Annotated in this window: 15 protein-coding genes; 9 read left to right on the top strand and 6 right to left on the bottom strand. The window is 33.9% G+C overall.

Translation table 11 applies throughout. The annotated features are described in order from the left end of the window. Both OEW74_RS18060 and tssD read right to left on the bottom strand, forming a co-directional pair. On the bottom strand, window positions 1-1,557 hold a 1,557-nt coding region (locus tag OEW74_RS18060; protein WP_265429794.1), incomplete at its 3' end, for a type VI secretion system Vgr family protein. A gap of 343 nt (window positions 1,558-1,900) precedes the next feature. Next, window positions 1,901-2,305, bottom strand: a complete 405-nt coding sequence (gene tssD, locus OEW74_RS18055; RefSeq protein ID WP_265429793.1) for a type VI secretion system tube protein TssD — start codon at window positions 2,303-2,305, stop codon at window positions 1,901-1,903. A 253-nt stretch (window positions 2,306-2,558) separates the two neighbouring features. Between tssD and OEW74_RS18050 the strand changes: the two genes are divergently transcribed. From OEW74_RS18050 to OEW74_RS18040, 3 genes are all read left to right on the top strand, one after another. Then, window positions 2,559-2,759, top strand: coding sequence for a cytochrome C551 (locus tag OEW74_RS18050; RefSeq protein ID WP_265429792.1), 201 nt, complete (start codon window positions 2,559-2,561; stop codon window positions 2,757-2,759). A 93-nt stretch (window positions 2,760-2,852) separates the two neighbouring features. Next, complete coding sequence (locus OEW74_RS18045) at window positions 2,853-3,116, top strand: hypothetical protein (protein ID WP_265429791.1); 264 nt, start codon at window positions 2,853-2,855, stop codon at window positions 3,114-3,116. A gap of 129 nt (window positions 3,117-3,245) precedes the next feature. Further along, a complete protein-coding gene (locus OEW74_RS18040; protein ID WP_265429790.1) occupies window positions 3,246-4,406 on the top strand; it encodes a thioredoxin family protein in 1,161 nt (386 codons plus the stop codon). Between the two features lie 194 nt (window positions 4,407-4,600). Here the strand turns inward: OEW74_RS18040 and OEW74_RS18035 are convergent, their stop codons facing one another. Then, window positions 4,601-5,623, bottom strand: coding sequence for a 3-oxoacyl-ACP synthase III family protein (locus OEW74_RS18035; RefSeq protein ID WP_265429789.1), 1,023 nt, complete (start codon window positions 5,621-5,623; stop codon window positions 4,601-4,603). Between the two features lie 75 nt (window positions 5,624-5,698). On the opposite strand from OEW74_RS18035, the gene OEW74_RS18030 reads away from it, so the two are divergent. The 5 genes from OEW74_RS18030 to OEW74_RS18010 all read left to right on the top strand — a co-directional run bounded on the left by OEW74_RS18030 (window position 5,699) and on the right by OEW74_RS18010 (window position 10,034). Next, complete coding sequence (locus tag OEW74_RS18030) at window positions 5,699-6,598, top strand: CorA family divalent cation transporter (protein WP_265429788.1); 900 nt, start codon at window positions 5,699-5,701, stop codon at window positions 6,596-6,598. Window positions 6,599-6,744: 146 nt separating this feature from the next. Beyond that, window positions 6,745-8,331: a patatin-like phospholipase family protein gene (locus tag OEW74_RS18025; RefSeq protein WP_265429787.1), complete on the top strand. Its 1,587-nt coding sequence runs from the start codon at window positions 6,745-6,747 to the stop codon at window positions 8,329-8,331. A 130-nt stretch (window positions 8,332-8,461) separates the two neighbouring features. After that, window positions 8,462-9,199 carry a hypothetical protein gene (locus OEW74_RS18020; protein WP_265429786.1) on the top strand — a complete coding sequence of 246 codons (738 nt, stop codon included), beginning with the start codon at window positions 8,462-8,464 and terminating at the stop codon, window positions 9,197-9,199. A gap of 34 nt (window positions 9,200-9,233) precedes the next feature. Beyond that, entirely contained in the window at window positions 9,234-9,470 is a 237-nt protein-coding gene (locus tag OEW74_RS18015) for a hypothetical protein (RefSeq protein ID WP_265429785.1), read from the top strand. A gap of 135 nt (window positions 9,471-9,605) precedes the next feature. Next, window positions 9,606-10,034, top strand: coding sequence for a hypothetical protein (locus OEW74_RS18010; RefSeq protein WP_265429784.1), 429 nt, complete (start codon window positions 9,606-9,608; stop codon window positions 10,032-10,034). A gap of 49 nt (window positions 10,035-10,083) precedes the next feature. On the opposite strand, the gene OEW74_RS18005 is transcribed toward OEW74_RS18010, so the two are convergent. The 3 genes from OEW74_RS18005 to OEW74_RS17995 all read right to left on the bottom strand — a co-directional run bounded on the left by OEW74_RS18005 (window position 10,084) and on the right by OEW74_RS17995 (window position 11,562). Then, window positions 10,084-10,635 (bottom strand): DNA-3-methyladenine glycosylase I, encoded by a 552-nt coding sequence (locus OEW74_RS18005; protein WP_265429783.1) that lies wholly within the window; start codon window positions 10,633-10,635, stop codon window positions 10,084-10,086. Beyond that, window positions 10,635-10,952: a MazG-like protein gene (locus OEW74_RS18000; RefSeq protein WP_265429782.1), complete on the bottom strand. Its 318-nt coding sequence runs from the start codon at window positions 10,950-10,952 to the stop codon at window positions 10,635-10,637. Before OEW74_RS18000 ends, OEW74_RS18005 begins: the two co-directional genes overlap by 1 nt. A 79-nt stretch (window positions 10,953-11,031) precedes the next feature. After that, complete coding sequence (locus OEW74_RS17995; protein ID WP_265429781.1) at window positions 11,032-11,562, bottom strand: NAD(P)H-dependent oxidoreductase; 531 nt, start codon at window positions 11,560-11,562, stop codon at window positions 11,032-11,034. A 90-nt stretch (window positions 11,563-11,652) separates the two neighbouring features. Here OEW74_RS17995 and OEW74_RS17990 point away from each other — a divergent pair, with 90 nt between their 5' ends. Next, a complete protein-coding gene (locus OEW74_RS17990) occupies window positions 11,653-12,009 on the top strand; it encodes a winged helix-turn-helix transcriptional regulator (protein ID WP_265429780.1) in 357 nt (118 codons plus the stop codon). The last annotated feature ends 54 nt before the right edge of the window (window positions 12,010-12,063 follow it).

The raw sequence follows: 12,063 nt of genomic DNA, 5'->3' as shown, positions 1-12,063 counted from the left end.
TTCATTACCCGATTTATCGGTAATAATAATACTTTCATCTTCTGTAAAAACCACTTTATGTCCGCTTCTCGTCATGATAGATTTTACACGGTTATCTGCAAATCCACCCAAAGCTGTTCCCCCATGAAACATTCCACCCATCACGAAAGGTCGGTCGGGGTGATTGTGTACAAAATTTACCATCACCTGATCCCCAACTTCAGGAATCGCTACATAACCTCGGTTTTGAGTAATCTGATCAGTTCCTCCTGCATCGGGACTCATCATTCTAATAAAATGAGTGGTGTCATTCGTTTGCCAGTCAAATCTTACCTGAACTCTTCCCTGTCCTTCTGGATCGGTGTTTGAAATGACCGTGGCAATTTGTGGCTGCGCAATAGGAACTGTAAATTCAGGTTTGGGTAAAAAGCCTGTGTCTGATGCGATTCCGGCAAAACTTCCGGTGTAATGACCAATCGTATCAATTTCATGAATGGTTTCTGTAATCATGATCCTTGTGAAATATGAAGTTTCATTTGTATCAGGTTTTCGCATTTCAATATCTACGCTACATCCGGGATGTAAAAAAGGAACGGTTGTAGAACCTGAAAGATTAAAAACATTCACAGCTTCACTTCCAGAAGTACTTTTTTGGGAATATTCTACATCCAAATGAGTCGTTGCTTTGATTGGAGCAACTCTCAAAGAAGGTGTTTTATAAATTGTATCGTTGTGCTGATAAGCTGTTTTTGCTAAATCTCCAACATGCTGAATCGGTGTTAAACCAGATTTCAAAACTTCATTTTTACTGCTGTTGTAACCGTAAAATTGTGGTTTTGTATGAACCGCTTTCAATTCAACTTTTATGTCGTTGGCGCTGCTTCCATACGTTAATTTAATGGGTTGATTTTGTGGCGGAAGTTTTCCAAAATGCAAAACTTCACCGTCATAATAGAACTGTTCGCCATAAGCTTCTGCCATTCTCGCCAGATAATTATAATGCGTTTCGTCGTATTGACTGCTGTAAATAATTTGAGAATAATCATTGGTATCAATTCGGATATCAAAACGACTTTTATCTAAACCCTGTTTTATCACTTCTTCAGCAATGATTCCCATATTGACAGCCTGATTTCCACCAAAACTCTGAATATGAGGAGCTCCATCCAATAAAATTGTAGGACTGTAACCTGACAAAACAATATTTCCAAGACTCATTCTTTCCTGACTGAAACCAACTCCGGTGATAACGCCTACAAAAGTTCGTTCCGGACTGTTTTCAATGTCTTTATAAGAAATAACAGCCGTTAATCTTTTGCCTAAAAATTTATTCGCTTCTTCTAAAGTATGGGTTTGGCGGTCGCCTAAAGTATCATGTGCTAAAGTCAGCGTAAATTCGTGATGTTTTTGTGAGCTTTGGGTAAGCTTGAAATGTTTGTAATATTTGATCACCTTACCTTCAATGACCAAAGATAACTTTACCAATCGGTTAATTCCGGTATGATGATTCTCTGAAATTCCTGCCGCATTCTGAGATGGGCGGAAAACGGAACCTCCGTTTTTTTCTGAGGTATTCATATTGTTGTGATTATGTGGTGGTTTAAAGATATTAAATTTTATTTATTTATCTAAATTTCAAGTCATAAATTTCATATTCAGGCTTTTAACTGTCTTTTATTTGTTAGAGAATTGATACTTTTTACTGAATCTAAAAAGTACATAGCCAATTGCAGCCCTGCTTGAACGGAGCTCTTTTTTATTTTTTTGTGATAACCGAAAAATAAAAAAAGCGGGAGTGGAAGAAGGATAAAGCTGCCATAAAAAACAATAAATTACAATTGAAGCCAAATATTGAGTCGAAAAAGACCGTCTTTTTGGGACAGTCTTTATTTGAATCTCTATAAACCTTAATGAATTGCTGTTACGCAGTTGGCCAGATTCCTTCGTAAGCAGAATTACCATAGTTGATTTTCTCAGCACTTACTACAAAGCTGATCAACATTGAGTTTTCGTCTACTGCGTCGAAGTCTACCTCGTGTTGAATTACGTAACCGTTTTCCCAGTTTAAAGTAATTAAAGTACCTTCTTCGTGAGACTTGTTGAAAGTAATTTCACCTGTTGTAGGCTTGTATTTTCCGTTTAACAATGATTCAAGGATGTCAGATTTTTCTGTTGCCTCGATTGTTAATTTGATTAATGCGTTTGACGGATCTGATGCTACTCTACCTGAAACATCTGTAGATCTTGAAACACTGTAGTTCAGCTTTAATAATTTTTGACCTTCGCTGCCGTTGAATTTTAAGATTCCTCTTGAATTTGCTGCCATAATAAGTAAATTTTAAATCGTTAATATTTTTGTGATTTCTATAACCCAAAGATAGAGACACTAAAAATATTTTTAAAACTTTCAAACCATTATTTCGAAAATTGTAGTAATTCTACGATTTCATGTAGTAGAACTACGACATTTTATAAACATCAACTATTTTTTAACAAATATTGCCAAATTTTAATATAAAGTTCACATTTTACGGAATAATAATTGGTTATCCTTTTAAACACCATAAAAATAAAGTATTATGAAAAAGTTAATGTTATTCGCCTTTGGAATAGGCTTAGTTGCGGCAAGCTGCGGATCGAAAGAACCGCAGATGTCTTCAGAAAACAAAGATTCTATGAATATAACTGCAGATACCTCTGCAAGCAAAGATTCGATGCCGATGACAAGTCCGGATACTGTGAAAATACCTGTAGATACCATTGCAACTCCGGTTAAATAAAAAGTTTAAAAAATAAATTTCAGACAAAAATAAATCTGCTGATAATTTCGGCAGATTTTTTATATTTGATTGAACAACCAAAACGTTTTAAATATGAAAAAAACAGGAATAGCAATGCTTTTAGGTTTAATGACTTTAGGAAGCTGTGCAGACAAAAAAGAAAATAGAGAAGAGTATAAAGAAAATCATAATAAAGATTCTTTGCTCAACATATCTGCAGAATCTGCAGCAGAACATTCTGAACCTACTCAACCGGAAACAGATACTCCGAAAGCATTACGAGATACAGCTGCCAAACCAACCGATTATGGCACCAAAGAAACAAAACCTAATACCTCTGTGGGAGGCTCAAGATAAAAAACTAATCCGTAGAATATTCTATGGATTTTATTTTTAAAAAATTTACAAAACAAACCTCTTATTTTCATTAAAAAGAGAATAATTATTTAACTTAATTATTACATTTGTATCCAACAAAAAAAATTCATGAAAAAAACAGCAATATTATCATTCCTTTTCCTTGCAGCAATTGCATTTGCACAAGGAATTAAATTTGAAGAAGGAAATTTTAAAAGTATTTTGGCTAAAGCAAAAAAAGAAAACAAACTTGTTTTTATCGATGCTTATGCAGTTTGGTGTGGCCCATGTAAATTAATGGTGAAAAATATTTTCCCGTTAAAGCCTGTTGGTGATTATTACAACGCCAACTTCGTTAATGCAAAAATTGACATGGAAAAAGGCGAAGGAATCGACCTTGCAAAAAAATACAATGTAAAAGTATTCCCTACTTATCTTTTCATCAACGGTGACGGTGAAGAAGTTCACAGAACAATCGGTTATGTTGAAGAAAAAGATTTCATCCAGTTTGCTATGGATGCAGGTGATCCTAGTAAAAGACTGACTGCTTTAAAGCAAAAATTTGAAAAAGGAGAAAAAGATCCAGAGTTTTTATTAAACCTTGCTAATCTTACCATTTATAATGATACCGATTTTTCAAACAAAGTAATTGAGCGTTATTTTGATTCAAAACCAGAATTTACACGAGATAATTTAGGTCTTCTTTTTCAGGCAATGAAAAGTACCGAAGGTGCACCTTACAGAATTTTCATAGAAAGAAAAGCTGATATTTTGAAAATGCTTCCTGAACAGCAATATGCTTCAATGGATAAAAATGTGAAAGTAAACACTGTTATGGCGAAAGCTTACAACACAACAACCAAAAAGTTGGATGAAGCTTATTTCCTTGCAGAAACTCAGAAATTCATGACTAAAGATGAAGCAGAAAACCTTTTGAAAAGAGTAAAAGCAAGCAGAGCCTTGAAAGATAAAGATTTTGCAACGTATGAAAAAATAACTATTGAATTGAATAAAGATACTTCGGCTTTAAGCGCAGATCAGCTTAATTCTTTAGCTTGGAACTTTTTTGAAAATGTAACGACTAAATCTTCTCTTGAAACCGCTGTAAAATGGGCAGAGGAATCTGTAAAAAAGAATGAAAATTATGCAAATACAGATACTTTGGCAAACCTTTACAACAAAATTGGAGACAAGAAAAATGCTAAAATCTGGGCGCAAAAATCAGTAGAGCTTGGAAAAGCAGCTGGTGAAGACACTGGAGATACAGAAAAACTATTGAAGAGCCTTTAATCTTTAATTTTAAAACATAAAAAGTCCCGCTGAACAATATATTTCTCAGCGGGACTTTTTATTTATCGACCTAGTTGTTAGGTTACGTCAATTCGAGTAGCGAAGCGTATCGAGAACAGCTTTTATTATCAAAACTTCTCGATACAGTTTTCTTCAAAAACTTACTCGAAGTGACGACGAAGATCTCTGACAATTTAGTACTCAAACAAAATACTTCCCCAGGTAAAACCACTACCGAAAGCGGAAAGAAGCACCAAGTCCCCTCTTTTGATCTTTCCTAATTCAATCGCTTCACTTAAAGCAATAGGAATAGAAGCAGCCGTTGTATTTCCGTATTTCTGAATATTATTATGGATCTTTTCGTCCGGTAATCCAAACTTCTGCTGTACAAACTGAGCAATTCTTAAATTCGCTTGGTGCGGAATAAACATATCAAGATCCTCAATTGTTTTTCCTGCTTTGTCTAAAGCTTCCTTCATGGTTTCAGGAAATCTTGTTACCGCATGTTTGAAAACGAAGTTGCCGTTCATGATCGGGTAAACCTCTTTATTCGTCACATTTTCAGGCTCTTTTCTCATTCTGTCGCTCCAGCCGTATTTTGAACCCGGGAACTGGGTACACAATTCATCGGCATATTTTCCTTCAGAATGCATATTCATCGCTAAAATATCGCCCGCATTTTCGTCTTCGGTTGCAGAAAGTATAATTGCTCCTGCTCCATCGCCAAAAATTACGGAAACTCCTCTTCCTTCATCAGAAAAATCAAGTCCGAATGAATGAACTTCAGCGCCTACAACCAAAATATTTTTATACGTTCCCGATTTAATAAAAGCATTCGCAACGCTCATTGCATAAACAAAACCTGAACACTGGTTCCTCACATCCAAAGCTCCGATAGTATCACAACCCAACATATCCTGAAGTAAAACGCCACATCCCGGAAAATAATAATCCGGAGAAAGTGTTGCAAAAACAATATAATCGATATCTTTTGCCGTTAAACCAGCTTTTTCTAAAGCTTTTTCAGAAGCCTTAAAACCAAGATAAGCTGTCGTTTCCTGAGCATCATTTCGGTTGATTCTGTGTCTTCTTTCTTTTATTCCGGTACGCTCGGTAATCCACTCATCATTGGTGGTCATTAGTTTTGCTAAATCATCATTGGTGACCACATGATCCGGAACATGAAATCCGATCCCTTTTATTGTACTTTTAATCATATAGTTTTTTCTAATTTTGGTAAAGATAAAATTTATTTTATACATCATATTTCAAATTAATAGTATTTTTACTTTATGCCTATTGATACAATTTACAGAGATTCGGGATGCGAATGGATAGACGTGGAAGCGCCTACAGAGGAAGATATGAAATACCTTCATGAACGTTATGAAATCAACAACCTTCTTCTGGAAGATACTTTAGACCCCAATCACTTACCCAAATACGAAGCCGACGGAAACGTAAAATTTTTCCTTTTACGCGAAAGCACCGAGCTGGAAAGAAAAAACCTCAACACCATAAGTGACATCAGTACCAAAATCGGAATTTTCCTTCTGGAAAATACGATTATCACTGTGCACAGAATGAAAACCAAAAGTATTTCGGAGACGAAAAAACAGCTTTCGGCAGGTCAGGGAAACTGTTCTCCCGATAAAGTTGCGTTAATGATCGCTCTGATTATCATGAAAAGTTTCGATGATGAAGCCATCAGTCTTTTTGAAACAATGGATAATATCGAAAACGAAATTTTCCTTAAAAACACCAATCATACCAATCAAATTCGCAGATTATACAGGCTGAAAAGAAAATCTGGTCTGAACTCCCGAGTTTTAACGATTTCTACAGATGCTATCGATAAATTTAAACTTCTCAATTTACAAGATTCTGAAGTGGTCGATCTAAAAGATAAACACAAAGATGTAGTTGCCGATTTTGATCATTTGAATATTCAAATTACCAACTTAATTTCAATGTTTTTGGCGCTGTCTGATCAGAAAGCCAATCAGGTGATGAAAGTTTTAGCGATTTATTCGGTTTACTTTTTACCCATTACATTTATTGCAGGTTTATATGGAATGAATTTCGACAATATGCCGGAACTGCATACCAAACAGGGATATTTTTATACTTTAGGCGTGATGGGAGTCATTGTGATCTGCACGTTTATTTATGCCAGAAGAAAACAATGGTAAAGTCATTGCGAACCGAAGGTGAAGCAATCTCAATATTCAAATTTTAATTTAGTTTTAAATAGTAATTTCCTGTAATTTTGAGATTGCTTCGTCACTTCGCTCCTCGCAATGACCTCAACATCAAAAACAAAATACCACACCAAACCATGAAACCCGAAATCCTCCAAAAAATTCTTGATGAAAATATACTTTCTCAGGAGTCCAAAGAAAAGCTGAAAGCACTGCATGAAAACATTTCAAAAAGAGAGTTTTCTGATCTTCTGGATGCTGAAGGAAACCAATATGTAGAGTTTGTGCAGGAAGGAGGCGGAGTTTGGGGAAGCGCTTTGGTCGGTTATTTATACGGACTTGAAATTTTTGGAATCCGTTTTTTGAAAGTTGCCGGAACCAGTGCAGGAGCTATTAATACGATGTTGATTGCAGCCTGTAAAACAAAAGAGGAAGCTAAAAGCGAAGTCATTAAAGAAATACTCTTCAACTGGAATTTTGCAGATTTCATGGATGGAAAAAGCTATGTAAAAAGCACCATTCATGCGATGCTCAACAATAAAAATTTCTTTAAGATCAATTTAATTATTACCCTTATTCTGACGGTTGGATTAATCAGTTTACCCTTTATACTTCCCTCAGAAACAACAAGAGAAGCCAAGTTATATTTCCTGATTCCGCTTGTTCCTTTGATTATTTTATTATTAATTTTAAAAAAGCTTTACCTGAATTTTCAGAAAAGCAACAGCGGACTCAATCCCGGAAATGTTTTTGAAGACACCATGAAAAATGTACTCAATGATTTCGGAATAAAAACGGTCGCAGAACTCAATAAAAAATTTATTCAAAAGGAATATGAGCTCAACCTCAATTACCGTTACGGCAACGGAATGGAATTTTACACCAACGCTTTAAACGGAATTGAAGAAATTAAAATGAATCATCTGGAACATATCGATGAAACGCAATACAGAATTTATTTTGAAGGCATCGAAAACAATGATTATTACAAAAACAATCCGTTTTATCAGTTGAGATCTGAATATATGGTTGTCACAACCGACATTCACGCAAAAATAAAAGTACAACTTCCAACGATGGCAAATCTTTATTGGTCTGAAGAAGAGCTGAAACACATCAGTCCGGCAGAATTTGTGCGTGCTTCGATGTCTGTTCCTTTCTTTTTTGAACCGATGCAAAAGCTCATTAACAAAGACGACGACTCTGTAAAATACGCCTGGAAATTCTGGATGAACACCCCAAAAGAAAATATTTATCCTGTCGGAATTTTTATCGACGGCGGAAGTATTTCCAATTTTCCAATCGATCTTTTTCATGTAACGGATATTTTCTATCCGCGACTTCCACTTTTTGGAGTGCAGTTAACGAGTGATTCTGCAATCAATGAAGAAAAAGGAAAAACGAGCGAACAAATCCTTAAAACACCACTTTCCTATGCCGGAAATATTATTGAAACTTTAAAAGGTTTTAATGACAAATCTTTCCTGACCAAATATTCATTTTACAATTTGTACAGCATAAAAACAGTGAATTGTGGAACGAGTAGCTGGCTTAATTTCTTTATGAAAAGAGAAGAAAAAGAACAGCTTTTCAATGCCGGATTTGTTGCCGCTCTAGATTTCCTCAATCAATTCGACTGGACAGAATACAAACGCGAAAGAATGATGGTGGCGATGAAAGAGAAAAAGATTTTGAAGGAAGAGGATACACCGACGGTGGGGTGATTTTGGGTTGGAGAGTTGGAGGGTTTTAGAGAATGAGTTAATTTTAATTTATATATTTTATAAAATTGCATTATTTAAATTTGTACTTCCCGTTACCAATAATTTTAATTGTAAATACAATAGTTCTCAAATGAAAATTCCTATTATCTTATTTTATCTTCTATCACTTTTTTTAATTTACGGCTGTGGAAAGAGTTTAGGAGAATGGTCAACTAGCAGTTTATATGCTCAAAAAATTGAAGGCACCTCAAAAATACTTTATAAATATGACGCTTGGGGAGGAAGAGATTCTAATGCTAATGGTTTTATCATTTTAGACTCAACTGAAAGCTTTAAAATTGATTTACCAAATGAACTACCTTTTTATAATCTTTCGGAAATTCCCAATAAAATAAATATTGAAGGGGTAACGCATGATTGTTATAATTCGTGTGGTGACGATTACTATAAAAGCACTCCTATTTTTAAAGTAATGAAAACCGAAAATGACATTAATAACGATATAAATATAATCACAAGAATCTATCAATATCGTGGTTACTCTGAAAAAAACAATGGTTTAGAACGTTATGTTTTTGAAAGTTTTAAAGAAACTAGAGACAGTTTATTTTTTTATGATTTGAATGATGTAGAAAGTATGAATGGACAACATCTGGATGAATTAAAAGTAAAAAAGGGAGAAATTTATTTAATAGAAAATAAAAATCATGAAATAGAAAAAATATCTATAAAAGAAATCAAATTAGCTAACAAGACCAAGGAATTTGTACATGACAGAGATGTTTTTTTAACTCCAAAACACAAAACCAAGAGTAGCCAATTCTCTGAACGAGGGATTTTTAGAGAAGTCAAAATTTCTCAGAAATAAAAATTATCATGTTAAAAATTCAGAATTATAAAAAATGAAAACAAAACAATTGTATAAATATAAATATTTGCTGATTATCGGTGGTTCAATGATTCCATTGTCAATGATCATGTTTATTTTTTGGATCTCAATGTTTACAGCACGGGGAGATTTTTCTAGCTTTGTCATTCAACTTTCACAATTCTGTTTTATGTTCTGGAAACTAATTTTTGCTCTGGGAATTATTTTATTGATTATTGGTTTTATAATGGATAAAGCAGATAAAAAATAGTTTATTATAGGTTTTAAATAATGATAAATCAATAAATACTTTTATAAAATGATAAAATCCTTAAATATAGTAATGTGTGTTTTATCTTTTTCGTTTCTCTCTTGTCAATCTATTCAGAATATAGAAAATAGGCTGTTGAAAAAAGTGGCTAAATTTGGTAATAATTCAATTGAAGGAGTTGCTTATAATAAATTATATGTAATGGAGGGTGCATACATTACACATAGAGATTTTGAGCCAATATTTCCCAAACTTGAAATACACAGAGGCTCTAACCCTAAAAAATATGAAGACTATCTCATGCTACATGATAATGGAAAAGTTGATCAGTTTTATGCAGAAAATACCCATTCCGCCTACCAACTATTAAATAAATCGTCATCTTCTAGTTTTTACGGTGTAATTTATAAGAAAAATCAGAAAATAATTATTGAAGCTATTCAAGCATTTAAAATGGGTGGAGGATATGGAACCTACAAAAAAACTGTAAAATTAATTAACAAAAAAATATACATACAAGAAGTTGGAAAATGCTCTGTATATGTTTTAGCAGAAAATAATTAACTTATTTTTATGTAAGTTTAAATTAAATCCAGTTCAATTTAAACAAAACCTACCCTTTCCTCCACATCGGATCATGCTTTAAGATCGCCTCATTCACAACGCAATCTTCTGCGTGCGCACCTTTTAAGAAACCAATACTCATTAAAAACTCATTGACAATTTCGCCACCGGTAAATTTGAAAGTTTTTTTGAAGAGTTTCATCCATTCCTGTAAAGTTTTGGGATGATGATGTTCGAGCCATTTTTCAAAAGAACCGAATTCTTTTTGGAGTTCTATAATCGTTTTTGCATTTTCAATGGCAGCGTTTACTTTTAGTTTATTTCTGATAATTCCGGGATCGCTTAATAACCTTTCACGATCTTCTTCATTATAAGCGGCAACTTTTTCGATATTAAAATCATCATACGCTTTTCTGAAACCGTCTTCTTTTTTCAAAATAGTTTCCCAGCTCAATCCTGCCTGATTGATTTCCATAATCAACCTTCCAAATAATTCATTGTCATCATGAATCGGAAATCCGTAATGATTGTCATGATATTTTTTGTGCAGCTCTTTTCTGCTTTCAGGCTGCATTCTTTCGACTGCTGAACAATAACTCATTAGAATAGTTTTTCTGTTTTTGTTAAAAATTGATCTAACGCTTCTTTAATATCAATTCCTGTGCGGTCTGCCAAAACGATGAGCCACCAGATATTTTCGCCTAATTTATGCTCAAGCTCGGTCGCAGAATTCTGTTTTGACCAGGTTTTTTCGTGTGACATCACATTTCTACCCACCAATCCGGCATCGGTAAGATATGCCAAAGCATCTTGCTCCAACGTCCATTCACTACTATTTTGCTGAAGCTCCAGTTGATGGTATTTTTTCCTGATTTCTAAAGAGCGTTCTATTATTTTATCTAAATTATTTTGATCCATCATTTTATTTTAGAAAGTAAAGGTAATGCAAACTGCTGACAAGTGTCTGTCAGCAGTGGCATTTATTTGGAGAAATATTTTACAGATGATCTATAAAATCAAGATATTGGGGAATACTTTTTTCTATCCATTCGAGAGAAGGATCATGTTCCAATCCATAATAAACAAAAGGTTTTTGGTAATCTGCTTTTACATATTCGAAGCTCAGTTCAAAAGGTCTTGTTAATTCTTTCATCGTGTATTTATATTTTCCGGAAGCACTAAAACCTTCATTATCAATTCCTGTTGAGATTGCCAAAGCGATCTTTTTTCCACCTACTTTAAAACCGCTTTTACTTCCATAAGCCCAACCGTGCAAAAGAACTTCATCCAGCCATTTTTTCAATAAAGGCGGACTGCTAAACCAATAAAACGGAAACTGAAAAATAATTTTATCATAAGCTTCAATTAATTCCTGTTCTTTTTTAACATCAATAATTTCATCGGGATAACTTTCGTACAGTTGATGAACAGTATATTTTTCAGGAAACTTGTTTAATTCTTCCACCCATCTTTTATTGATTAACGACTCTTCCATTTTTGGGTGAATAACGATGACTAATGTTTTCATATTTTTAAATTTCTTTTACAAAAATAATAGGTGTAACTTACATTTCGTACATTAGCAACCAATTGTATGGTACTATAAAAAATGTAAGTAATGACTAAAATAAAGGAAACATCAACCAATTTTGCCAATAAAAAAGCGCTCATAGATGAATGTCCCGAGCTTTATGCCTCAAAATTAATTGGCGGACAATGGTCACTTGCCATCTGCTGTTATCTGATTAACGGAAAACTCAGATTCGGAGAACTCAGAAAAACCCTCGGAAATATTACTGAACGTATGCTTACGCTTCAACTCCGAAGGTTGGAAGAAGATAAAATTATTACAAGAACTGTTTATGCAGAAGTTCCGCCAAGAGTAGAATATGAATTAACAGAAATCGGTTATCAACTCAAACCCATTATCGAAGAATTAGAAAAATGGGGAATTATGCATAAGCAAAGTATTTAAATTTTAAACTTAGAGCCTGTTTAAAAAAGAATAATAAAAAAGAGTAAGGGCTAA

Source organism: Chryseobacterium sp. YIM B08800 (assembly GCF_026163565.1).
In the GTDB taxonomy this organism is placed as follows: Bacteria; Bacteroidota; Bacteroidia; order Flavobacteriales; family Weeksellaceae; genus Chryseobacterium.
The sequence above is the reverse complement of the archived record's forward strand: the minus strand, read 5'-3'. Positions and strand labels throughout refer to the sequence as shown.